The organism is Nonomuraea sp. NPDC047529, assembly GCF_040642995.1.
Lineage (GTDB): Bacteria > Actinomycetota > Actinomycetes > Streptosporangiales > Streptosporangiaceae > Nonomuraea.
Window position 1 is genome coordinate 16,093 of the sequence record NZ_JBEYTJ010000035.1, and the last position, 22,783, is coordinate 38,875.

The following is a 22,783-nucleotide window of genomic DNA, read 5'->3' on the forward strand; positions in this document are numbered from 1 at the left end:
ACTGCCGAATTGGTCTCGTGGGTTTCAAGGCTCCGGCACGGGGCTGATGGACCAGGTCCTATCACCACCTCTCGCAGATCAGCGGATGGCCCTTGACGCCTCTCGCAAACCCACTGGCGTCGTACCGGGTGCCAGACGCCCACCCCACCAGCCACTCGGTCATGGTCTCTGCGATGGGCGGCTCTTGGTCGGAATCGTGAGGAACGACGATCATCGGCCACTCTTCGGGTTCGCCTACCGTCAGCCAACCCATCGCATCACCGTCAATGGTGCTACCCCACTGGAAGAACCCGCCGGGTTCAGGCCACATGGCGAGCGTGAAATCTTCGGGAGAGTCCTCTCGGAGATCCCGGTAGTAGTCCATCCCTTCCGGTATTTGAGCACACTGCTCTGCAGTAAGAAGGCGCTGGTCGTAGATGGCCAGCCAGCGAGCGAAGTCGCAGCTCCCGTAACGTTCGATGAAGGCGACGTAGTCATCTGGAAGGCGCACCCCGATATCCGCGAAAAGCTCATCCCAGGCACGAGTGCCGAAGAGCGGTGACGATGGCGGGGGAACAAGGGCAGTGAGTTGCTCAAGCGGTTCAGGGTCGTATGCCACGGCGCCGACTGTAACGGCAACGACAGACAAATCATGGCTCCGGCACCGGGGTGATCAGGAGGGCAGAGAGCGCGTCGCGCGAGAAATGCCAGGTGACGAGCCGATCGCTGTCGCGTCTTGTCGCGGCTGGTCGACAGGAGCACTCCGGCCCACTTGGCGGTACACATTCTGCGCGGGTGAGCGACCTACAGTAAGAAGCGTGCCCCAACACGAAGTTGACCCAGCCGTTCAAGCTGCTGAGCGAGTGTGTGGTGGGTGTGGGGAACGGTACCGTGTCGCCTCGCGCGGGGAAGGGGGGCCGTTTCACTTCCGGACGATGACCATGGAGGCAGGGCTGGGTTCGGGCGTAAGAATCATTGGTCACTGGCGTTCGGGGGACTGGCGTCCCGGGGAGAAGCTCGAACTTCGGCGTCGGGACGGTTTCAGGCTCCTGATCACTGGTGCTCAACTGGAGCCGGCCGTGAGTACGGGGAGCGAGCGCCGTGGACAACGCACCCTTCTGGTGCCAGGGCATCGGTCACTTCAGGCTGGTGGCTGCATCTGGGCGCTGCCTTCCCGGGAGTAATTCGCCCTGCAACTGGACCCGGTTTCACAGCGCGTGATTTCAGTGCGGGACCATGCGTCTTACCTGCGGAAAGACGCACGAGGGCCATTTGATCGGCCTTGCTCATCGCACGCATATTGCATGGTGTCTCAGTACTCGAAAACGCCATGGGCGGCCACCACGTCACTTGACGCGTTCGGCCGCACCTCGGTGATGCGCTCGGCCGGCAGCAGCGCAGCGGCGAGCCCGCCCTTCGCATTGTCGCCGGTCAGCCCGAGTTCGATCCGGTCGGCCAGGTAGTCGTCCGGGAGGTCGCGCACCCCGTGCAGGAGGCGAGGATCCTGGTCATCGAACGCAAGGGCAGCATCTGACCCCGCAGCAGTACCCACCTGCATGGAGTTCCACCGGCAATGCCGCCCTGCGGGCCGTCGCCACCGCTGGACCGCCGGGACAAGGGGCCGGCGCGGGCTCGCACTCTGGCTAGAACGATAGCTTGAACCCGTCGTGGCTGCGGACGAAGCCGAGGGAGTCGTAGAAGCGATGGGCCTCGGTGCGCTGCTTGTTGCTGGTCAGCTGCACCAGGGTGCATCCGCGGGCGCGTGCACGTTCGATCGCCCAGGTGAGCAGTTCGCGTCCAAGTCCCGCCCCGCGTCGATCGGCACGCACTCGGACTGCCTCGATCAGAGCCCGCTCCTGTCCGTGTCGTCCCAGGCCAGGGATGTACGTCAGTTGGAGGCAGCCAAGGACCGTGCCGCCTCCCTCGTCGAGAACGAGCATTTCGTTTCGCTCATCGGTGTCGACGGCCTTGAAGGCCCGCTCGTACGCCTCGTCGACTTCAACGGTCCGGGGATCAATCACACTGTCCTCATCAGCCAGGAGGGCAATGATCGCGGGCAGATCCCGGCGCGTCGCAGTACGAATCATCACGCCACAGAGCATGCCAGGCACCTGAGCGCGGTCGAGCGGCGCGTTGGCATGCTGGCCGTTGCCCTGGACCTCGGGTGCGAGAGTGGAGGCGATCACTGGAAACAGGAGGTTCGGTCTCCTGCGCGCTGAGCAGCCTCGCCGACATCGTCTACGCCGGCCCCGGCAACGACACGGTCGACGGCGGCCTCGGCTCCGACACCTGCGCCACCGACACCGGCGACACCGGCGACACCGGCGACACCGCCACCAGCTGCTGATCTCCGCCACGCGAGGGAGCAGGGCAGCTGTCCCGCTCCCTCGCTTCCCGCCGCCGCCCACGCGGCCGCAGCGGCACCGCCCCCATCTCCTCGGCCACCGGCCTCGTCGACAGCCTCCTGCTCACCAGCTGAACCCCGCCCCAAAGCCTGTCGCAGGTCAGCGGTGTCGCCGGTACTGCAGATAGACGATCCCGTTGCCGGAGGCGGTGCTGGAGACCAGGTCGAGCCGGTAGGACTTGGGGATGCCGTCGAACAGCCGGGTGCCCTCGCCCGCGACGTAGGGGAACATGCTCAGCCGGAGTTCGTCGATCAGGTCGAGCCGCATGAGCGACCGCCAGAGGCTGACGCCGCCCCAGACGATGACGTGGCCGTCGCCGCCCAACCTGAGCTTGTCGATCTCGTCTGTCGTGTCGCCGGCGGCGATGGTGGTGTTGGCCCAGTCGGCCGTCTTCAGGGTCCGGGAGAAGACGACCTTGCGCGCGGGGTTCAGGATGTCGGCGAACGGGTGGTCGGTGGAGGTCGTCATGGCCGGGGCGATGCTTTCGTAGGCGGTTCGGCCCATGATGTGCGCGTGGGCGCTCCGGAGGAAGTCGAGATGCGCGGGCTCGTCGGGCTGACGGTTTTCGGGCAGGTCGAAGCAGAACGTCGAGAACTCGGTGCCCTCGTCGGCGAGAAGGCCGTCGAGGGAGTAGTTGAAGACTGTCGCTATCAGCTTCCGCATGATCAGATCTCCGGGGGTCTCTGCCTGATGGAGGGACGTGCGTGTGGGCGTCGCGGCCCGTCGTCCATGCGGTTGGACACCGACGCCACCCGGAAGTCATCGCTGGGCGATCACGAACGCCTTGCCAGGAAGACGAACTCCCTTCCTGGCCGGTCAGGCGCATCGCGAACGTCCTCCACCACGTAGCCGTGGGCGACCAGATCCCTCTCGACCTCTTCCCGCTCCCGGAAACGCAACGTCGAGTCCGACGTGAGCACCTGCCCGTCCGCGGCGAAGACGTAGGTCCAGCGGAACGTCACCAGGGGCAGGCTCACCTCGATCAGCTCGACCCAGCTCTCGACGGAGCCGACGCCCGGGATCTCCGTCACGTCGTGGGAGGACTCGCGGGTCCACTCCTCCCAGGCGCGTCTGGCCGGATCGCGAGCCTCGAACTCCTCCGCCATCCGGAGGTAGGCATCGAGATCGCCGCGGTCGGGGTCGAGCGGGTCGTAGAGCACGGCGAGGCGTGGATTCTCGAAACCTTCGTCAGCCATGCGGCCGAACGTATGCGGGGCCAGGGCCGAACGGCCACCGAGTATCGAGGCGGGAACGCACGTGTCACGTCCGCGAGACGCCTCCGTCCAGGGGGCGTCGTGTTCTTGGAGTACGGAACGTGTCCCGCCGTGGGTTCGATCCGATGCCGATGGAGTCTGCGGCCCGGTCCGGGCGGCGGGTGAAATCTAGGCTCGTGGGAACCCTTCCCCCTCAGGAGCTCCCATGGCCGAGCTTGAGGCGCCACCCCGCGCAGACGTCCCCAGCGGCACCGACCACGCGGAGGACCCGCGCGAGGGCATGCGGCGAGGCTGGGTGGTCTGGTTCGCCTACGCCGCCACGGCCCGGCACCTGATCCGGCTGGCGACACCGGCCGCGCTGGTGTTCGTGCCGCTCGGCCTGCTGGCCCTGCTGGGGCTGGCGCCCGTCGTGGACGGGTCGGCGGCGCTGGTCAACGGCTCGTTCGAGCTGTTCGACCCGCCGGTCGGGCCGCTGCTGGCGTGGACGGCGGCGGCGACCGCGCTCGTGCTGGCCGCCCAGGCCGTGGTCCTGCCCGCCACGGTGGTGCTCGCCACCGGGCTGCTGACCGGCAGGCGCGTCCGGGTGCCGGACGCGATGCGTGCCGCGGCGCGGAGGTTGCCCGCGATGCTGGCGCTGGCGCTGCTGGCCGTGCTGGTGTGCGCGGTGATCGCGGCGGCGGGGATCGGCGTGCTGCTGTGGCACGGGCCGTTGCCGGGGGCGTTCTTCGTGATGGGCCTTCTCCTGCTGATCGCGATGCCGTGCCTGCTGGGCATGGCGGCCGTGGTGCTGGAGGGCCGGTCGCCGGGAAGCGCGATCGCCCGCGGGTACCGGCTGGCGTGCGCGGCGGGACCGGCCCAGAGCGGCTTCTGGTCCAGCTCGTTCACGCTGGCCCTCGGCGTGCTGGCTCTTCCGGTCGCGGCGCGGCAGGCGGTGGAGTGGGCGGCCTCGGGACATCCCCTCGTCGGCGGCGTCGCGACCTCGGTCCTGGGGCTGGCCTTCCCCGCGTTCCAGGCGACGGTGATCGCCCGCCTGTACCTGCGGCGGCTGGCGCTGCGCGGCACGGCCGCCGAGTTCGACGGGCTCGTCGAGCGCCTGCCCGAGAGCGGGCCGTCCCCGGCCAGGCCGGTGCCGGTGCTCGCGGCGTTGCTGCTGCCCGGCCTGCTGTACGGGGGCACGATGCTGGTCAACCCGTTCGGCTGGCTGGAGGTGGACCAGACGGTCGTCACGGCGTCCTGGACACGTCGTGAGCCGCCGATACGGGAGGACGGGCGCCCCGCCCCGACGCTCGGCACGCGGGATCTGCGGGCCGTGTTCGCCGGCCAGGGGTCGAGCATGGTCATGCTCATGGACGGGTTCGACCAGGCGAAGCTGCTGACCTGCGCCGACAGCGCCTGCGCCCACTACCGGTACGCGTGGGCCGAGCCCGCCCAGGCCGACGAGGATCCCCGGTCGGCCGGCACCCGGCTGCCCGACGGCCGGATCGTGCTGACCACCTGGACCCCGCAGGGCAAGGACGAGACCTGGCGGGCCAGGCTCGGACTGCTGATGTGCGACGCCAAAGGCTGCCTGCCCGCGGCCGGCGGCCGGTCCCTGGGCGAGGTGAAGGACGAGAACAGGCTGGTGGCCCTGGCGCCGAGCCACTACGGCGGCCTGATGATCGCCCAGGTACGCCGGAACGGGGACGGCGAGATCCTCTCCGTCACCACCTGCGAGGACCCCGCCTGCACGAAGCCGCGGACGAAGGACCTGGCCAAGCTGCCCACCCGCACGTCGCGCTACCAGGATCAGGGCCTGGCCGTCGCCGCGGGCCCGCTCAACCGCCCCGTCGTCCTCCGATTCGACGACTACACCGGCTCCCTGGCTGTGATCACCTGCGAGGACGACACCTGTGACCCCGTGCACGTCGAACATCCGGTCCAGGGCGGCTTCACGTGGGCTTCGGGCAAGAACGACGGCCCCACCGGCGCGACCATGGCGCTCAGGGAGGACGGCCGCCCGCTGATCGCCTACCGGGACTCGGCCGACGGATCGGTCAGGCTGCTCGACTGCCGCAACCCCTCGTGCTCGCAGGCCGACACCGTCGTCCTGTCCACCCCGGGGGACGACCACCTGCCCCCGGCGCTGGCGGTGGACGAGACCGGCCGGACCGTGGTGGCCTACCAGGACCTCGACCGCGACCAGATCGTCGTCGCCACCTGCAGGGGCACCCGTTGCACGCACACCCCCGTGGCCAAGAGCGAACACACTCCCGGCCCGGGCCTCGCCATGGCCCTGGACGGCCGCGGCCGGCCGGTGATCGCCTGGATCGACGACTCCTACTCCTTCGACCTGGTCGTGACCAACCCGCTCAACCTTCCCTCCCCGTGAGCCATGAGGGGCGCGGTCAGGCCGCCTCGTCCGTGGAATCGGGAACGGAAAGCAGTCGCATCCTGCCGGACCCGGCCTTCTCGTCGGGGAAGACCCACTTCCGGAACGCCCAGAAGCGGAAGACCATGGCGACCAGCGTGCCGATGATCTGCGCGCTCATGAAGTCGGCCACCTCCTGGGTGAGCACGCTCACGTCCGGGGTCTCCAGATGGAACACGTACCGGGAGATCCAGAGCGGTGCGGTGCTGAGCACCAGGCCGATGCCGCTGACCAGGAAGAACAGCGCCGCCTCGTGACGGCGTTCGCGGCCGCCCCTGGTCCGGAACGACCATTCGCGGTTCAGCACGTAGGACGCGATCGTCGCCACGAGCACCGCGATGATCTTGGCGGTCACCGGCTTCGGTTCCAGGACGGTCAGCTTCAGCCCGTAGAACGTCGCGTTGTCCACCAGGAACGCGGCTCCGCCCACGACCACGAACTTCAGCAGCTCACGGTGCTTCAGCACGAGTGCGTGCAGCGGTTTCGGCAACCTCGCGAGTACTGCTCTAGCTGTTCTGCGCACCCCCGATCTTCTCACCAGTCGATCACCTTGGTAAATCCATACTTTTCGGACGGCCGTGAAGATCGCGAGAAACCGTGAAGAAGGATCGGGGGTTCGCCGAACCAGGTGTGTTCGACGTAACCACCTGAAAGGCCGACATGCATGACAGCTCCCCTCCATGCGGCGCCACCCGGCGAGGAAACAGACGCACAGCTCATAGGGGCATCGCGGCAGGACCCGGATCGCTTCGGCGTCGTCTTCGATCGCTACTTCGCGCGCATCCACCGCTTCATCGACCTGCGCCTGGGCACGTCGGCGGCGGACGACCTCGCCGCGGAGACCTTTCTGCACGCCTTTCGCAGCCGTGACCGCTTCGACCTCACCTCTCCCAGCGCCCGTCCCTGGCTGTACGGCATCGCCTCCAACCTGGTCGCCGAGCATCGTCGCGCCGAAGCACGCAGATATCGGGCACCGGCCAGAAGCACCGAGGGCACGGAGATCGACGGCCACGACGAGCACGGGCCGCCCCGAACGGAGCGGAGTCGTGATCGCCCTGGACCACGACGAGTCCCGCGGAGTTCCTCTACGTCGACCAGAAGGCCGTCACCTGGGGCTCCGGTTCCGAGGGCGAACACACCCAGGACGTGCGTCGCGAGTTGTGGCTGCCGGGCGGGAACGCCGACAAGGCTCTGACACGCTCGACGTACGGGCAGCCCCCACGTCACCGACGGACGGGACCCGATGCACCTCCAGTCTCCCGGAACGGTGGAGTACGAACGCGCGGGACAGTGCCGCACGGGCGGATCCACCCGGCTTCCTCAGGCCGACGATCTGGGAACGCGGGGAGCTCATCTTCGAGCCGGGAACGTACCGGTTCCTCGGTTATCGGAGCTGGCTCGGACAACCCCAGGGCGGACAGGTAAAGAGACCCCGCGTTCCAGCATGGCGGTGATGACGGTGAAGGTCGTCGACTCGATGCCGGAGGTCCCCAAGAACGCCGGCAAGCCGCTGTTCTGCTGACGCGATGTTCCGCCGGGGGATCCGTAGGCGTCGTGGAAGGCCGGTGCCCGTGCGGGCTCAGAGTCGGATGCTCCTGATGATCTTCGTGAGCTCGGGTACGAGAGGTTGGCTGGCCATGACGGTGACCACGACTCCCTTGCGCTCGACCCAGCCCGCGTACCGCCCGTGGCCCAGTGCGCCGTCGCCCTCCTGGGTGAGCACCTGACGGTCGCCGATCTTCACGGTGCTGGTGTCTCCGGAGAACGTCCCGAGGTCGAACGGGCCGTTCTTGAGCTGTGCCGGCGACTTGGCCTTCGGCCAGCACACCACCCTGATCCACAGCGACCGATGCCGGCGGTCCACGTCGTCGCGATCGTCGGTCCACTGGTAGCCGTACTCGGTGATGCCGTCGTGCTTGTTGACGAGGACCTGCCCGGACGTGAACCCCTTCGGGACATGGCCGACACGGACCCCCTTGATGGCGGCGGTCCCTCGCGGCGGCTTGTCGAGCCTGGTGTCGGCTGACCGCTTCACTTCGGCCTTGGACGGGACGGGACAGGACGGCCGAGCCGCCGCCTGGGCCGGGAGCGGCATGAGCGCCGCGACGACCGGCAGCGCGGACAGGGCGACTAACTTCTGGAGCTTGTTCACATCCGGGTTAGAGGTGACGGACGTGAAGAAAGTTCAGTGTTTCCCGGCCTGACGCCACTCTCCATGATCGCTTGTAGGGTGAGGCGTTCACCCCCGTCCTTCCGCCCCCCAAGGAAGCCCCTCGTGTTACGTCGTCACCGCTCAGCCCTGCCCGCCCTGCTCGTCGCCGGTCTGTACGGTGCCGCGCTGACGGCAGCCGCCGTCGTCACCTTGATCTCCGGCGACCTCGGCCCGTTGTGGGGGCTGACGGTGTTCTCGGCCGTGACCGACGACGTCACGGTGACAGGGGGGAATCTGCTCCTCCTGATCGTGGCCGGGCTGTCCTGGACATGGGGGATCTGGGAGGTCCTGCGCGGGCCGCTCGCGGGCCCGCCGCCCCGGCAGGACCGCGACATCCTGCGGCTGCGCGTGGCGCTCTACGTCGCGACGGCCACGACGTGGCTGCTCCACGTCACCGCGTGGATCCCGGTGGATGTCGCGGTGATCGACTCTGCGGCGATGTACGTGCTGGTGCTGCTGTTCATGCGGGTGCTGGGCCCCGGCCGGCAGTACATGCGGGGCGCGGGGGTGCTGGGGTACGGCGGATTGACCCTCATGGATGTGCTCGGCCTCGTCGGCCTGCCTGTCCCGGAAACTATGGAACTGGTCTGCGGCCTGGCCGTCCTGGCCTGGACGATTCTGATCCTGCGGGCCCAATGGGACGACGACCGCTGGCGGACGGCGACCGTCAAGTACGGTGTCGCCGCCCTGGTGGTGCCGATCCTCCTGATGCTGGCGGCGTTGCCGTTCGCGGAAGAGGGAAGCGCCGTCGAGGCTCTCGGCGTGGTCTCCAGCGTCCTGATCATGATCTGGCTGGCCCACTCCGCCCACGACCTTGCCGCCCCGCGCGACCAACCGGCCGAGGCCGGATCGACTGTGTGGAGCAGCGGCCAAGACCACTGACAAGTTGCCCCGCCCGCGCGGCGACCAGGGCGTCCCCATGTCAGTCGTGGTGTCAGGGCGGCGACAGCCCCGTATCAGAGCGGACGGACATGCTGAATGCATGAACGGTTCAGCGATGCGGCCTCCGGGCCGCGGACTGGGCCACCTACCCGAGAACCATGAGTCGCAGGAGACCATCATGCAGACGTTCGCCACCCCCGCCGCCATCCGCGCCATCCTCGACATCCCCGCGGGACGCGTGCACTTCGTCGCCGCCGACCAGGCCGAGACCACGGTCGAGGTCGTGCCCTCGAACGCCTCGAAGAGCCGCGACGCGCAGGCCGCGGAGCAGACCACGATCGACTACGCCGACGGCGTGCTGCGCGTCGTGACCCCGGTGAAGAACCAGTACCTCGGCCCGTCCGGGGCCATCGAGGTGACGGTCAAGCTGCCCGCCGGCTCCCACGTCGAGGCCAAGGCGGCCAGCGCCGAACTGCGGACCGCCGGCCGCCTCGGCGACGTCACCTTCGACGGCGCGTACAGCCAGATCAAGATCGAAGAGGCCGCAAGCCTCCGCCTCACCGCGGTCGACGGCGACGTCGAGATCGGCCGGCTGGGCGGCGCTGCGGAGATCAGCACCGCACGGGGTGACATCCGCATCGCCGAGGCCGCGGGCGGCAAGGTCGTGCTCCGCACCCAGTCCGGTGACATCTCGATCGCCGCCGCCACCGGGGTCTCGGCGGCCCTGGACGCCGGCACCGACCACGGCCGCATCACCAACGCCCTCAAGAACGACGGCGCTGTCGAGCTCGACATCCACGCCACCACCTCCAGCGGCGACATCACCGCCCGCAGCCTGTGACCCGCGGCCTCCAGAAGGGAGGCGGACCAAGTTGCGGAGGTCGTCACGAAGTCGCGCCCGATCCGGAGAACCCGGCGCTCTTGTCGGCAGGACTGGGAGATCGGCCCAGCCTGCGCGGTTCGTACCTTGTAGTTGAAGGCAGACCAGAGGCCCTTCGGGGCCTCTTCTGCGTTTCATCGGCTGCGGCCGGGACACGGCGAAGGCGGCCCCCAGCTGTGGGGGCCGCCTTCGACTCAGGCTGTGGATCGTTCCTATCGCCCGGTCGGTACGCCGGTGCCGTCGGCGGCCGTGCGGGGACGCGGAACCCGGTTGTTGCGCAGGTACTCGACCTCGGTACGCAGGTTGGCCAGCAGCTTGCCCGCGATGTCCTGGCTGAAGCCGTTGCGGATGACGAAGCGGATGACGGCGATGTGTTCGAGGTTGGGCGGCAGGTAGTACGTCGGGGCCTGCCAGCCGTGGATCTTCAGCCGGTCGGCCAGGTCGAAGACGGTGAAACCGTCGAAGCCGGGAGCCGTCCGTACGGCGAGCACCGGTAGTTCCGAGCCGTCGGCGATGAGCGAGAGCTCGGGGAGCTTCGCGATCTCCTCGCCGAGGTAGGTCGCCACGTCACGGCAGGTCTGCTGGACGGCCCGGTAGCCCTCGAAGCCGAGCCGCAGGAAGTTGTAGTACTGGGCGACGACCGGGGCGCCGGAACGGGAGAAGTTGAGGGTGAAGGTGTCTATGCTGCCGCCGAGCAGGTCGCAGGAGAGCACCAGGTCTTCGGGCAGCGCGTCCGGCTCCTGCCAGACGATCCAGCCGACGCCCGGGTAGACCAGGCCGAACTTGTGGCCCGAGGTGTTGATCGACTGCACCCGGGGGAGCCGGAAGTCCCACACCCTGTCGGGCTCCAGGAACGGGGTGATGAAGCCGCCCACGGCGGCGTCGACGTGCAGCGGGATCTTCAGGCCGCGCTCGGCCTCCAGCCGGTCGAGCTCGGCCGACATCTGCTCGATCGGGTCGTACTTGCCGCATTGCGTGGAGCCGAGCACACCGACGACGCCGATGGTGTTCTCGTCGCAGAACTCCCTGAGCCGGGCGGGAGACAGGGTGTAGGCGGGCTCCTCGATCGGGATCCAGCGCGGCTCGACGTCCCAGTACTGGCAGAATTTGGGCCAGCAGGTGTGGACGGCCGTGCCCATCACCAGGTTGGGCCTGTCGACGGGGAGCCCGGCCGCCCGGCGCCGCTCGCGCCACTGGAACTTCATCGCCAGCGCGCCGAGCATGGCCGCCTCGCTGGAGCCGCCGGTGGAGCAGCCGACGCTGGCGCCGTTGGGGTCGCTCCACAGGTGGTCGAGCATGTTGACGCAGCGCGACTCGATGTCGGCCGTCTGCGGGTACTGGTCGTGGTCGACGATGTTGCGGTCGAGGGTCTCGGCGATGAGCTCGCGGGCCTGGGGCTCCATCCAGGTGGTGCAGAACGTGGCCAGGTTGAGCCGGGCGTTGCCGTCGAGGAGGAGCTCGTCGCGGATGAGCGCCTGGGCCGCGCTGGGGTTCATCGGGTTGGTCGGCATCTTGAAGCGGGGGACGCCCCCTTCGGGGACCAGCCCGTTGTAGAGGGGATTGACATCGAGCGCTTCCTGCCACCGGTCGGATTCGACTCGTCTGAGCATGAGCTTCACCTCTCGATGAGTTGAGTGATGTCGAGCACTCACAGTAGGCAAGTTTTTACTGTCCGTCAACGACTTCCATGCCGAGGTCCGGAGTCCTGTGGTGGCTGCGGGTAGGTGTGGGGTCTCGGTCGGGGCCAGCTGGGGCTAAACGGGCGCTGATGGGGTGGGTCGGATTCGCGGCCCCGCGCCAACTCCGCGTCCCTTTTTTCCGCCAATGTGGTCCTTTGTCGGATTTGCGGGTAGGTCATGCCGCGGCGAGCAGGCGCCGGCACGTCCGGGGTCTGTACGCGCGTACCGGGCCCAGGGTGGGCCGAGGTGGTGAGTGAGCGGGAAGGAGTGCTGATCATGTCGAACAGGTTGCAGGTGGCCTTTGCCGTACTCGCCGGGTACTACCTCGGACGGCGCCACAAGTTGCGCATGGCGGCGGCACTGGCGGCGGCGGGGCTGGCCGGACGTGCCAGCTGTGGCGAGGGCGGCCTGCTGGCGCAGGGCGTCAAGGCCCTCAGCTCCAATCCGGAGCTGCAGCGGATGACCGGCCGCCTCCGGGGCGAGCTCATGGAGGTCGGCAAGGCGGCGGCCGTGTCGGCGGCCAGCAGGCAGATCGACTCCCTGACCCACAAGCTCCAGGAGCACGGCGGGAAGTCCCGTGCCGAGCAGGACGAGGCCAAGCCCGCGAAGCAGCAGGCGCCCAGAGGCGAGGAAGCGGACTACGACGAAGAGGACTACGACGAAAGCGATCGTTACGACGAGGACGAGGACGAAGAGGCGACCGAGGAACCGGAGCAGGCCGGGCAGCAACCCGAGGGTCATCGAGGACAGCGGCGAACGCGTCCTGTCCGGCGGGTCAGCCAGTCGCGGAGGTGAGTGCGGTGACTGAGGCAGAGGCAGCGAAGAAGGCGACAGGAGCCGGCGGGAGAGCCTTGGGCAAAGCCACCGGCACGGCCCGTCGCGCCGGCCAGGCCGCGAAGGGCAAGGTCGAGGACCAGGCCGGGGAAGCCGTGGGAAAGGCCGGTGAGGCCGCGGGGAAGGCAGGGGAGGCCGGTCACGGGATCGCCGACAGCCTGCCGATGGACCGGCTCGTCCAGTCCGCGCAGGGGCTGCTGCAGGCCGCGGGCTCGCGGGTGCTGTCCTCCGCGGGGGACAAGCTCGAAGGCCTGACCGGCCGTCTCTCCGACTACGTGGAACACGGCGGGAAGGGCCTGATGAGCGCGGTCACGGGCTCGGACAAACCGGGCGGGTTCGTCAGCGGAGCCCTGAAGGGCGGCCTGACCGGCGGCCTGAAGGGTGGCCTCAAGGGAGGTCTGAAGGGCATCTTCCAGAAGATCACCGGCGGTGGCGGTGGGAAGGCGGGCCACGAGAAGATCACCAACATCGTGGAGTCGATCGACGTCGGCGCGCCACGGCGTCTGGTGTACGACCAGTGGACCCAGTTCCAGGACTTCCCGACGTTCATGAAGAAGGTCGAGACCGTCAAGCAGGACAGCGACGAGGAGCTTTCCTGGAAGGCCCAGGTCTTCTGGTCGCACAGGAGCTGGAAGGCGCACATCGTCGAGCAGATCCCGGATCAGCGGATCATCTGGCGGTCAGAGGGACAGAAGGGGTATGTCGACGGAGCCGTGACCTTCCACGAGGTCACTCCCGACCTGACCCGGGTCCTGGTCGTCCTGGTGTACCACCCGCAGGGCCTGTTCGAGCGGACCGGCAACCTGTGGCGCGCGCAGGGGCGACGCGTACGGCTGGAGCTCAAGCACTTCAGACGGCACGTGATGGCGCACCTGCTGCTGAAGCCCGACGAGCTGGAGGGCTGGCGCGGTGAGATCCACGACAGCGAGGTCGTCAAGGATCACCAGACCGCCGTCCAGGAGGAACAGGACCGGCAGGGCGCCGAGGAAGAGGAGCCCGAGGAGGGCGAGAGGGCCGAAGAGGAAGAGTTCGAGGACGAGGACGAGCTGAGCGAGGGCGAGCCGGAGGAAGAGGAAGAGGAAGAAGAGCCCGAAGAGGAGGAGTACGAGGAGGAGGAGCCCGAAGAGGAAGAGGAAGAGGAAGAGGAGCCCGAGGAGGAGCGTCCCGCGGCTCCGGTTGCGCGGCGTCGGGCCGGAGCGCCCACCCGCCGGGCCGCCGAGCAGGACCGGCCGGTACGCCGGCGTCGGATCCGAGCCGAGTAGCCACTCGTCAGGGCCTGTCGCCGAAGGCCCGGCCAGCCAGTAACAGGGGGAACGACATGACCGTTCAGCCTGCCGGTCGCGGCACGCCGGCCAGCAGCGGCACCGCGGGGACAAGCCTGGCGGACGTCATCGACACCATCCTCGACAAGGGCCTCGTCATCGACGCCTTCGTCCGCGTCTCGCTCGTCGGCATCGAGGTGCTGACGATCGACAGCCGGATCGTCGTGGCCAGCGTGGACACGTACCTGCGCTTCGCGGAGGCGGCCAACCGGCTCGACCTGTCGGCCACGGAGAAGGGACTGCCGGAGGTCGTCGAGGGAGTGACGCAGGCGAGGGCCGTCAGCCAGGCGAACGAGCCTGCCGGCGGAGCGCTGGAAGCCCCGTCCGAGGAGACGGACGAGATCCAGGAGATCGCGGGTGACGTCGTGGAACGCGAGGAAGAACCGCGCCGGGCACGTCGTAGAGAGGATGGCTGAGATGTCGCCACGTGACAGGGCCGCCGAGGCCGAGGAGACCTCGCCGGCGAGCGTGAACGGCAGCGCGTCCTACGTGTACGGGATCGTGCCGACGGATGTCGAGGTGGAGCCCGGGACCGAGGGGGTCGGGCAGCCGGCCGGGGAGGTGCGGCTGGTGCCGTTCGGCCAGATCGCCGCTCTGGTGAGCGACGTCGAGGTGGACCGCCCGCTGGGCCGCCCGAAGGATCTCCAGGCGCACCAGCGGCTGCTCGACCAGACCGCGGCGGAGGTCCCGGTGCTGCCGTTCCGGTTCGGGGCGGTGCTGACCGACTCCGACGCCGTGGTGGAGGAGCTGCTGAAGCCGTACCACGACCAGTTCGCCGACGCCCTGCAGGAGGTGGAGGGCCGGACGCAGTACGTCGTCAACGGCCGGTACGACGAGCAGGCGATCCTGCGCGAGATCCTGCGGGAGAACGGCGAGGCCGCGGACCTCCGGCAGCAGATCGCCGGCCTGCCCGAGGACGCGACGCGCAACGAGCGCATGCGCCTGGGAGAGATCATCGAAGGCACGATCGCGGACAAACGCGAGGTGGACACGGCGGCCGTCGTGGACGAGCTCTCCGACGTCTGCGAGCAACTGGTCGTGCGCGAGCCCGCCCACGAACGAGACGCCGCGCACGTGGCCGCGCTGGTGGAGCGGGGCAAGACGGCCGAGTTCGAGCAGGCGGTGGACGAGCTGACCCGCCGCTGGTCGGGCCGGGTCGAGGTACGCCTGCTGGGGCCGATGGCGCCGTACGACTTCGTCGGCACGAGCTGACGGCACGAAGCTGACGGTTCGGCGCGGACAGCGACGTCAGAGAGGAGTGAACATCCTTGGGACTGGGGACGTTGCTTTTTGGCTGGCCACTTATGCCGGTTTATGCGGTCGTCAAACTCGGAGAGCTCCTGCGCGACCAGGTCGAGCGAGAGCTGCACGATCCGGCCGTGGTCCGGCGCCGCCTGGAGGAGGTGGAGCAGGCCAGGGCCGCCGGCCGGATCTCCGAGGAGGAGGAGGAGCGGGCGGTCGAGGAGATCTTGCAGGGGATGGTCGGCTGGTGAGGCGCCCGCGCCGCATCGGGGGAGTACGGGGGTGATTTCGTGCCTGCCAGGCAGGGAACCGGGAGCAAGCACGCGCCAGGAACGGGAAGCGCGGACATCAGCGGCGAGGGGCCGCCTCGTACGCGCTCGGCGGACCTCCCGGCCGCCGCGGTGGCCGGGGTGGGGCTGCGCATGATGACCGAGCTGACCGGCAAGGAGGCCGAGTCCGTCACGCTGGTCGAGCCGGCGGAGGACGGGTGGCTGGTCGGCGTGGAGATCGTGGAGGACCGGCGCATCCCGTCGTCCGGGGACACCCTGGCCCTGTACGAGATCGAGCTCGACATGGCGGGCGACCTTCTGTCCTACCGCCGGGTGCGCCGCTACAAGCGGGGCAGCGGTGACCTGGCCGAGGGGGCGCGGTGAGCGCCAACGTGCGGCCGAGTCCGTACCTTCCCGGGTCCTCGATGCAGTCCGGCCACGGCGGCCGGGAGTCGGCCAACCTCGGCGACATCCTGGAGCGCGTGCTCGACCGGGGCGTGGTGATCGCCGGCGACATCCAGGTGAACCTGCTCGACATCGAACTGCTGACGATCAAGCTGCGGCTGCTCATCGCCTCGGTGGACACCGCCCGCGAGATGGGCATCGACTGGTGGGAGCACGATCCGTGGCTCACCGGCGGCACCCAGGAGCTGGCGAAGGAGAACCGCAAGCTGCGCCGCCGTCTCGCGGCGCTGGAGGAGATGGTGTCCGCGCGGGTGGTGCCGAGCGGCGACGCCGGGCACGTGTCCGGTCACGGGCCTGAGGCGGTCGAGCGTGGCCACTGATGAGGGCGTCTACCTGTACGCGGTCACGCGTGCGGAGGGCGAGGGGCCCGACGGCCTGACCGGCGTGGCGGGCGCGCCCGTGCGCCGTCTCGTGCACGCGGGCCTGGCCGCCTTCCTCAGTACGGTCTCGCTGGAGGAGTTCGGCGAGGAGGCGCTGCGGCGCTCGATGGAGGACCTGGCCTGGCTGGAGGAGACCGCGCGCACCCATCACCGGGTGGTGGAGGCCATCGCCGGCCTGCGGTCCACGGCCCCGGTGCGGCTGGTCACCGTCTACACGGGAGAGGCGCAGGTACGGGAGCTTCTCGACGAGCGGCACGAGCAGTTCGACGCGGTGTTGTCGCGGGTGACGGGCCGGCAGGAGTGGGGCGTCAAGGCGTACGCCGTCCCGGTCCCCGCCGAGCCGGCGGCCGAGCCGGTGGACGGTCCGCGGAGCGCGTCGCCGGGGGCGGCGTACCTGAACCGCCGCCGGGCGGCCCTGCGCGGGCGGGAGGCCGACTGGCGCCGGGCCGCCGAGCACGCCCAGGCCGTGCACGAGGCGCTGATGCACGTCGCCGTCGTCGGCCGTCGCCACCGCGCCCAGGACCCGCAGCTGTCCGGACGCCGGGAGCAGATGGTCCTCAACGGCGCCTACCTGGTGGACGAGGAACGCGCCGCCGAGTTCACCCGGGTGATCGAGGACGTCGTCGGGCAGGGCGTCGCCGTGGAACTCGTCGGCCCCTGGGCGCCCTACTCCTTCGCCGCGCTCGACCAGGAGGGTGAGGCGGCCCACGGTGACGCTTCCTGAGCCGAGAGGAGGCCGGCTCGCCGCCGAGGGCCGCCTTCCCGAGCAGCGGGTGGCGCTCGTCGACCTGCTGGACCGCCTGCTGGCGGGTGGAGCGGTGGTGATCGGCGACGTCGTGCTGTCCATCTCCGGCATCGACCTCGTACGGATCTCCCTGAGGGCCCTGCTGGTGAGCGTCAGGGAAGGCGACGCGGTCGAAGGAGGGATGCGACGTGACGGGCAGGAGTGACGGGCGGACGGCGAGACGCGGCGAATGGCGGCTGGAGACGGACGCCGACTCGGTGGAGCGCGACCTGAGCCGGCTGGTGCTGACGCTGGTCGAGCTGATCCGCCAGCTCGTCGAACGTCAGTGCGTGCGGCGGATGGACAACGGCGACCTGTCGGAGGAGCAGCTCGAAGCGGTGGGGCTGACCCTGATGCGGCTGGAGGAGGCCATGGCCGAGCTCTGCGAACGCTTCGGCCTGTCCCCCGCCGACCTCAACCTCGACCTCGGCCCCCTGGGTACCCTGCTCCCCATGGACTGACGCAGGCGCGCAGGCCGAGGAGGCGGACCGTTCAGTACGGGGTGCTCGCAGCGCGGGAGCCCCCACGGTCCGCGCGGTCACGCGGTCGGGGTGACGGGGGCGGTGTCCAGGGTGAAGGTCTCGACGATCTCGGTGCAGGTGCCGTGCTCGCCCATCACGCACAGCGCCAGGGTCTGGTAGGTGGCGGTGAAGGCCGCGGGCTCGGCCAGGAGACCCAGGTCGAGCGGGTGGTCCGGCCGCTGGAGCCGGGTGAGGGTGATGTGCGGGCGGAACAGGTCGCCGATCTCGTCGTAGCCGTGCAGGTCGAGGTTGGCGCGGGCCGTGGGCGGCGCGGTGAGCCGGTGGTCGGCCAGGACGCGGCCGACCGGGTCGAGGTGGCGCAGGCCCGTGCGCAACGGGTTGAGCGCGGTGACGACGTCCTCCTGGAGCCGGGTGATCGCGTCCGTCTTCCGGAAGAACAGCTCGACCATGCCGTGCTCGTTGGCGGCGAAGGACTCGCCTTCCAGGTGCATCGCGGAGGTGCGCCGGCCGAGCTCGTGCAGCAGCGCGACGGCCTCTTCGAGCCCGTCGGGGGTGAAGTTGGCCATGTAGAGCGAGATGTGCGGGTAGAGGCCGTCCTCTCGCAGGACGAACTCGGTCGCGGTGGCCTCCGCGCAGCGCCGGCTCAGGCGTACGGACTGAGCGTTGACGTCGTGCGGAGGCAGCAGGACAACGTCGTAGACCGGGAGATCGCCCATAAGGGAGGAGTCTAGGACGGGCCGGGGGCGCCGCGCGCGGGCGGCCTGCCGCCGCAGGGCCAGGCGCACGGCCGGGAACGCGAAGGCGGCCAGCGGCACCAGCAGGAACACCGCCCCGGCCACGCGCTGGTCGGCCAGCGGGTCGGGCACCCCGAGCGGGGCCGCCAGGGAGAACCAGTCCGCCGCGACCGCCGGTCCCACCAGCAGGTACGTCCCGAGCCCCAGGTACGCGACGGCGGCCACCGCCAGCAGCCGGACCCGCGCGGCCCACGGGAACGGCCTGGGCAACGGGTCGAGGTCGAGCACCGCCCAGGCGACCAGCAGGCCGACCCCGGCGGACCCGGCCATGGTGACCAGGTGGGGCGCGTACCCGGCGAGCGACCAGGGCAGCCACGCCGTCCCGTACAGCAGCAGGAGCAGCAGCGGGACGGCGGCCGTCAGGAGGGCGGGACGGGTGAGACGCCGCCCGAAGGCGCGGTCGCCGAGCGGGCCGTACTGGGAGCCGGGGCCGGTGGCCCGCGCGGCGAGGGTGAGCGGCGCGCCCGCGCACAGCAGCAGCGGCGCGACGACGGCGAGGACGACGTGCTGCACGGCCTGGGCCGACGCCATCGCCCGCGCGTAGCCGCCCACCCCGCCGAGCAACGCGACCGCGGCCAGGGCCAGCCCGGCGTGCCAGGAGAGCGTGCGGAGGACCGGCCAGCCGGGCACCCGGCGCAGGCCGGCCAGGTAGCCGGCGGCGGGCAGCGCCAGCAGCAGCAGGACGAGCGGGTCGAGCCGCACCTCGCTGAAGAGGGCGCCGGGCGAGAAGGGCGCGAGGGCGTACTCCAGGACGGGATGGTCGTGCCCGCCACCCGCGCCGGGCGGCGGCGGGGTACGGGACAGGCCGACGGCCAGCCCGGTCGCCGCCACCATCACCGTCACCTCGCCCACGGCCAGGCGGACGAACGTGCGGCGCACCCCGCGATCGGCCACCCCGGCGACGGTACGCAGACGATGCCGCCGGCCGAACCAGGCCAGCACCGCCAGGGCCGCGACCTTGGCCAGCAGGAGCAGGCCGTACCGGCTCAGCCACAGGTCGGAGAGGCTGTCGAGCCGCACCCAGGCGCTGACCAGGCCGGAGAAGGCGACCGCGGCGAAGCAGCACAACGCGATCGTGCTGAACCGGGGCAGGACGACCCGCAGGTCCGCCGAGCGCCGGAAGTGCAGCAGCACCGCGCCCAGGCCGCCCACCCACACCGACACCCCCAGCAGGTGGGCCATCAGCGCGGACACGGCGATGTCGTGGTCGGCCGCCGAGGCGGCATGGCCCACGTAGGCGGGCGGCAGCAGCCCGAACGCCGCCACGGCCAGTGGGACCCAGGCGGGCAGCCGCCGTACGAGCGTGGTCAGCGCCACCGCGAACGTCGTGACCAGCACCACCAGCAGCGCCTGCGTCTGCGGCAGTGACGTGCCGAAGTCGAGCATGCCGGGCTCGGCGAGCAGGTTCGCCACCGGCATCGGGATGAAGCTGGACAGGGTGAACACGTAACCGGCCAGGGCGGCGACCGCCCATCCCAGCGCCCACCAGCCCGCCGCGCGCAGGCACCGCTCCGACTCCGGCGAGCCGCCAGGGGCCAGCACGGACGCCGCCAGCAACGTCCCCACGCAGGCCACCGCGCACAGGTCGAGGGCGAGGCGGGCCAGCGGCAGGCCCCAGTCGGTGACCGGCCCGGCGGTGGGCAGCCCGAAGACCTCCACCGTGCCGGCGCCGCCGCCGAAGCGCAGCACCGCGACCAGCACCAAGACGCCCACGCCGACCGCGAACACGGCGTACGTCCGTGCGGAAGCTCTCATAGGCCACCCGCCACGTCGTCCGAGGCCAGAAACCCGGCCGCGCCGGCCGGGGCGGGCGCGGTCCCCACATGCTCCCACAGGGGCCGTGCCCGGGCCAGGCGCGGTGATCGTCTGCTTCCGGCGCACAAGCGAAGGTACGCAGCCCGACCGGCCCCGGTTCAGCCGTCCGGGGCGCGGGTCAGTCGTGCAGGCCCAGGAGGGTGACGGCCTGTTCGCGCATCTCGACCTTGCGGATCTTGCCCGTGACCGTCATCGGGAACCCGTTGACCAGGTGGACGTAGCGGGGGACCTTGTAGTGGGCCAGGCGGCCGGAGCAGAAGCGCCTGACCGCCTCGGCGGTCAGCGGCTCGGTGTCCGGGCGCATGACGATCCAGGCCATCAGCTCCTCGCCGTACTTCTCGTCCGGCACGCCGATCACCTGGACGTCGGCGATGTCGGGATGCGTGTACAGGTACTCCTCGACCTCGCGCGGATAGACGTTCTCGCCGCCGCGGATCACCATGTCCTTGATCCGGCCCACGATGTTGACATAGCCCTCGGCGTCCATGGTGGCCAGGTCGCCGGTGTGCATCCAGCGGGCCTCGTCGATCGACTCGGCCGTCTTGTCCGGCTCGTTCCAGTAGCCGAGCATCACCGAGTAGCCGCGGGTGCACAGCTCGCCCGGCTCGCCCCGGGGCACCGCGAGCCCGGTCTCCGGGTGCACGATCTTCACCTCCAGGTGCGGCATCACCTGGCCGACCGTCTCGGTGCGCCGAACCAGGCCGTCGTCGCGGCGGGTCATCGTGGACACGGGCGACGTCTCGGTCATGCCGTAACAGATCGCCACCTCGCTCATGTGCATCTCCCCGATCACCCGCTTCATCACCTCGACCGGGCACGGCGAGCCCGCCATGATGCCGGTGCGCAGCGACGACAGGTCGAACTCGGCGAAACGCGGATGGCCCAGCTCGGCGATGAACATGGTCGGCACGCCGTACAGGGACGTGCACCGCTCGGCCTCCACGGCCCGCAGCGTGGCCTCGGCGTCGAAGCCGGGCGCGGGCAGCACCACGCAGGCGCCGTGCGAGGTCGCGCCCAGGTTGCCCATGACCATGCCGAAGCAGTGGTAGAGCGGCACCGGCAGGCAGACGCGGTCGGTCTCGGTGTAGCCGACGCCCTCGCCGACGAAGTAGCCGTTGTTGAGGATGTTGTGGTGCGACAGCGTCGCGCCCTTGGGGAAGCCGGTCGTGCCCGAGGTGTACTGGATGTTGATCGGGTCGTCGAAGGACAGCGTGGCCGCCCGTACGCGCAGCGCGTCGGGGTCGGCGCGGCGACCGGTCTCGACCAGTTCGTCCCAGCCGGGCTCGCCGATGAACACCACCTGCGTGAAGCCGATCTCGGCGAGCATCGCGCGGTAGTCGCTCGTCTTGTGCTCGACGGCGCTGACCAGCAGCCGCATGCCCGACTGGCGGACCACGTAGTCCAGCTCGTGGGCGCGGTAGGCCGGGTTGATGTTGACCAGGATCGCGCCGATCTTGGCGGTGGCGTACTGCGTCAGCACCCATTCGGCGCAGTTGGGGGCCCAGATGCCGACCCGGTCGCCCTTGGCGATGCCCCTGGCCAGCAGGCCGAGCGCCACCTCGTCTACCGCGGCGTCGAACTCCGCGTACGTCCAGCGCCGCCCGCTCGCCATCTCGACCAGCGCCTCGCGGTCGGCGTACCGGGCCGCGGCGCGTTCCAGGTTCTCCCCGATCGTCTCGCCCAGCAGGGGGAGCGCGGATACGCCGGACGCGTAGGAGAGCAGTGAGTCACCCATGCCGGAAGCATCCGCCAGGGCGGTGAGGCACGCTACCCCCGTTCAGGGGTAGCCGCAGGAGACCGGCCGCGTGCCATGCTGGTGACATGGCGGTGACACACCTTCCGTCGAGTGCCCTGGCCCCGCAGGCCGCCGTGCTCCTGCGGGCCGCCCTCACCCGGATGCGGCACGTGGTCGGGCTGCCCGTCCTGTTCGGCGGCGCGGTGTCGACCCCGGGCGGGGCCGTGCGGCTCACCGAGCTGACGGGCGTCCGCACGGACGTGCTGCGCGGGCTGGCCATCCACACCGGCACCGGCCTGGGCGGCCGGGTGCTGGTCACCGCCCGGCCGGGCAGCGTCGAGGACTACGTCACCGACTCCCGCATCAGCCACGAATACGACAAGCCGGTGGCGGTGGAGGGGCTGCGCGCGATCGCGGCCGTCCCCGTCGTGGTGGGGGAGACGGTCTACGGCCTGCTCTACGGCGGCGTCCGTGAGCCGCTTCCGCTCGGCACCCGCGTCCTCGACGGCATGAACCAGATCGCCGCCCGGCTCGGCGTCGAGCTGGCCGTACGCGCCGAGGTGGAGCGGCGGGTGGCCGCGCTGGAGACGGCCGCGATCACCGGCGCCGCCCGCGAACGGCCCGCCGGCCCCGAATGGGAGCAACTGCGCGAGGCGCACGCCGAGCTGCGCTCGATCGCCCAGGAGGTCGCCGACCCGGTCCTGCGCGAGCGGTTGCAGGGCGTCTGCGACCGGCTGAGCTCGCCGAACGTCGGGCCCGTCCCGGCCAACCCGCTGTCGCCCCGGGAGCTCGACGTGCTCTCCCTCGTCGCGGTCGGCTGCGGCAATGCCGAGGTCGGCCGGCGGCTCGACCTGAAGCCGGAGACGGTCAAGAGCTACCTGCGCAGCGCGATGCGCAAGCTCGGCACCCACACCCGGATGGAGAGCGTGGTCTCGGCCAGGCGCGCCGGCTACCTCCCCTGAGCCCCCGGCGGATTTACCAACAACGGACGATGCCCATCAGC

The 22,783-nt window shown here is 70.2% G+C and carries 25 protein-coding genes and 1 pseudogene; 16 read left to right on the plus strand and 10 right to left on the minus strand.

Features of this window, described 5'->3' with window-relative positions:
* Positions 1-61: 61 nt before the first annotated feature.
* The 3 genes from ABZ815_RS39290 to ABZ815_RS39300 form a co-directional block, all read right to left on the minus strand.
* Positions 62-598 carry an SMI1/KNR4 family protein gene (locus tag ABZ815_RS39290; RefSeq protein WP_357706295.1) on the minus strand — a complete coding sequence of 179 codons (537 nt, stop codon included), beginning with the start codon at positions 596-598 and terminating at the stop codon, positions 62-64.
* A 693-nt stretch (positions 599-1,291) separates the two neighbouring features.
* Positions 1,292-1,462, minus strand: coding sequence for a hypothetical protein (locus ABZ815_RS39295; protein ID WP_357706296.1), 171 nt, complete (start codon positions 1,460-1,462; stop codon positions 1,292-1,294).
* Between the two features lie 160 nt (positions 1,463-1,622).
* Positions 1,623-2,165 (minus strand): GNAT family N-acetyltransferase, encoded by a 543-nt coding sequence (locus ABZ815_RS39300; protein WP_357706297.1) that lies wholly within the window; start codon positions 2,163-2,165, stop codon positions 1,623-1,625.
* Here ABZ815_RS39300 and ABZ815_RS39305 point away from each other — a divergent pair.
* Positions 2,144-2,326, plus strand: a complete 183-nt coding sequence (locus tag ABZ815_RS39305; RefSeq protein ID WP_357706298.1) for a hypothetical protein — start codon at positions 2,144-2,146, stop codon at positions 2,324-2,326. The genes ABZ815_RS39300 and ABZ815_RS39305 overlap by 22 nt on opposite strands.
* Positions 2,327-2,483: 157 nt before the next feature.
* Here the strand turns inward: ABZ815_RS39305 and ABZ815_RS39310 are convergent, their stop codons facing one another.
* Together ABZ815_RS39310 and ABZ815_RS39315 are read right to left on the minus strand one after the other, a co-directional pair.
* Entirely contained in the window at positions 2,484-3,047 is a 564-nt protein-coding gene (locus ABZ815_RS39310; protein WP_357706299.1) for a dihydrofolate reductase family protein, read from the minus strand.
* Between the two features lie 110 nt (positions 3,048-3,157).
* Entirely contained in the window at positions 3,158-3,580 is a 423-nt protein-coding gene (locus tag ABZ815_RS39315) for a hypothetical protein (protein ID WP_357706300.1), read from the minus strand.
* 223 nt (positions 3,581-3,803) lie between these two features.
* Here ABZ815_RS39315 and ABZ815_RS39320 point away from each other — a divergent pair, with 223 nt between their 5' ends.
* A complete protein-coding gene (locus tag ABZ815_RS39320; protein ID WP_357706301.1) occupies positions 3,804-5,966 on the plus strand; it encodes a hypothetical protein in 2,163 nt (720 codons plus the stop codon).
* 16 nt (positions 5,967-5,982) lie between these two features.
* Here the strand turns inward: ABZ815_RS39320 and ABZ815_RS39325 are convergent, their stop codons facing one another.
* A complete protein-coding gene (locus ABZ815_RS39325) occupies positions 5,983-6,471 on the minus strand; it encodes a GtrA family protein (protein ID WP_357706302.1) in 489 nt (162 codons plus the stop codon).
* Positions 6,472-6,669: 198 nt separating this feature from the next.
* On the opposite strand from ABZ815_RS39325, the gene ABZ815_RS39330 reads away from it, so the two are divergent.
* A complete protein-coding gene (locus ABZ815_RS39330; RefSeq protein WP_357706303.1) occupies positions 6,670-7,200 on the plus strand; it encodes a sigma factor in 531 nt (176 codons plus the stop codon).
* A gap of 384 nt (positions 7,201-7,584) precedes the next feature.
* On the opposite strand, the gene ABZ815_RS39335 is transcribed toward ABZ815_RS39330, so the two are convergent.
* On the minus strand, positions 7,585-8,157 hold the full coding sequence (locus ABZ815_RS39335; protein WP_357706304.1) for a hypothetical protein: 573 nt from the start codon (positions 8,155-8,157) through the stop codon (positions 7,585-7,587).
* A gap of 123 nt (positions 8,158-8,280) precedes the next feature.
* Here ABZ815_RS39335 and ABZ815_RS39340 point away from each other — a divergent pair, with 123 nt between their 5' ends.
* Positions 8,281-9,099 (plus strand): hypothetical protein, encoded by an 819-nt coding sequence (locus tag ABZ815_RS39340; protein WP_357706305.1) that lies wholly within the window; start codon positions 8,281-8,283, stop codon positions 9,097-9,099.
* Between the two features lie 178 nt (positions 9,100-9,277).
* Positions 9,278-9,940, plus strand: coding sequence for a DUF4097 family beta strand repeat-containing protein (locus ABZ815_RS39345; RefSeq protein ID WP_357706306.1), 663 nt, complete (start codon positions 9,278-9,280; stop codon positions 9,938-9,940).
* A 251-nt stretch (positions 9,941-10,191) separates the two neighbouring features.
* On the opposite strand, the gene ABZ815_RS39350 is transcribed toward ABZ815_RS39345, so the two are convergent.
* Positions 10,192-11,589: a glutamate decarboxylase gene (locus tag ABZ815_RS39350; RefSeq protein ID WP_357706307.1), complete on the minus strand. Its 1,398-nt coding sequence runs from the start codon at positions 11,587-11,589 to the stop codon at positions 10,192-10,194.
* Between the two features lie 345 nt (positions 11,590-11,934).
* Between ABZ815_RS39350 and ABZ815_RS39355 the strand changes: the two genes are divergently transcribed.
* The 10 genes and pseudogenes from ABZ815_RS39355 (at position 11,935) to ABZ815_RS39400 (ending at position 17,415) form a co-directional block, all read left to right on the plus strand.
* Entirely contained in the window at positions 11,935-12,453 is a 519-nt protein-coding gene (locus ABZ815_RS39355) for a hypothetical protein (RefSeq protein WP_357706308.1), read from the plus strand.
* Positions 12,454-12,509: 56 nt separating this feature from the next.
* Positions 12,510-13,754 carry an SRPBCC family protein gene (locus ABZ815_RS39360; protein ID WP_357706309.1) on the plus strand — a complete coding sequence of 415 codons (1,245 nt, stop codon included), beginning with the start codon at positions 12,510-12,512 and terminating at the stop codon, positions 13,752-13,754.
* Between the two features lie 56 nt (positions 13,755-13,810).
* Positions 13,811-14,017, plus strand: a pseudogene (gene gvpJ / locus ABZ815_RS39365) (gas vesicle protein GvpJ); the annotation flags it as partial.
* Between the two features lie 214 nt (positions 14,018-14,231).
* A complete protein-coding gene (locus ABZ815_RS39370; protein WP_357706310.1) occupies positions 14,232-15,026 on the plus strand; it encodes a GvpL/GvpF family gas vesicle protein in 795 nt (264 codons plus the stop codon).
* A gap of 92 nt (positions 15,027-15,118) precedes the next feature.
* Positions 15,119-15,307, plus strand: coding sequence for a gas vesicle protein GvpG (locus ABZ815_RS39375; protein ID WP_357706311.1), 189 nt, complete (start codon positions 15,119-15,121; stop codon positions 15,305-15,307).
* 39 nt (positions 15,308-15,346) lie between these two features.
* Positions 15,347-15,709 (plus strand): gas vesicle protein, encoded by a 363-nt coding sequence (locus tag ABZ815_RS39380; protein WP_357706312.1) that lies wholly within the window; start codon positions 15,347-15,349, stop codon positions 15,707-15,709.
* Positions 15,710-15,750: 41 nt separating this feature from the next.
* Positions 15,751-16,110 (plus strand): gas vesicle protein GvpJ, encoded by a 360-nt coding sequence (gene gvpJ, locus ABZ815_RS39385; RefSeq protein ID WP_357706443.1) that lies wholly within the window; start codon positions 15,751-15,753, stop codon positions 16,108-16,110.
* On the plus strand, positions 16,100-16,894 hold the full coding sequence (locus ABZ815_RS39390; protein ID WP_357706313.1) for a GvpL/GvpF family gas vesicle protein: 795 nt from the start codon (positions 16,100-16,102) through the stop codon (positions 16,892-16,894). The genes gvpJ (ABZ815_RS39385) and ABZ815_RS39390 overlap by 11 nt, the downstream gene beginning before the upstream one ends.
* Complete coding sequence (locus tag ABZ815_RS39395) at positions 16,881-17,120, plus strand: gas vesicle protein (protein ID WP_357706314.1); 240 nt, start codon at positions 16,881-16,883, stop codon at positions 17,118-17,120. Before ABZ815_RS39390 ends, ABZ815_RS39395 begins: the two co-directional genes overlap by 14 nt.
* Positions 17,104-17,415, plus strand: a complete 312-nt coding sequence (locus ABZ815_RS39400) for a gas vesicle protein K (protein ID WP_357706315.1) — start codon at positions 17,104-17,106, stop codon at positions 17,413-17,415. The genes ABZ815_RS39395 and ABZ815_RS39400 overlap by 17 nt, the downstream gene beginning before the upstream one ends.
* A gap of 77 nt (positions 17,416-17,492) precedes the next feature.
* Here the strand turns inward: ABZ815_RS39400 and ABZ815_RS39405 are convergent, their stop codons facing one another.
* Positions 17,493-19,985 (minus strand): cytochrome c oxidase assembly protein, encoded by a 2,493-nt coding sequence (locus tag ABZ815_RS39405; RefSeq protein WP_357706316.1) that lies wholly within the window; start codon positions 19,983-19,985, stop codon positions 17,493-17,495.
* A 178-nt stretch (positions 19,986-20,163) separates the two neighbouring features.
* Positions 20,164-21,780 (minus strand): AMP-binding protein, encoded by a 1,617-nt coding sequence (locus ABZ815_RS39410; RefSeq protein WP_357706317.1) that lies wholly within the window; start codon positions 21,778-21,780, stop codon positions 20,164-20,166.
* Positions 21,781-21,866: 86 nt separating this feature from the next.
* Between ABZ815_RS39410 and ABZ815_RS39415 the strand changes: the two genes are divergently transcribed.
* Complete coding sequence (locus tag ABZ815_RS39415) at positions 21,867-22,742, plus strand: LuxR C-terminal-related transcriptional regulator (RefSeq protein WP_357706318.1); 876 nt, start codon at positions 21,867-21,869, stop codon at positions 22,740-22,742.
* The last annotated feature ends 41 nt before the right edge of the window (positions 22,743-22,783 follow it).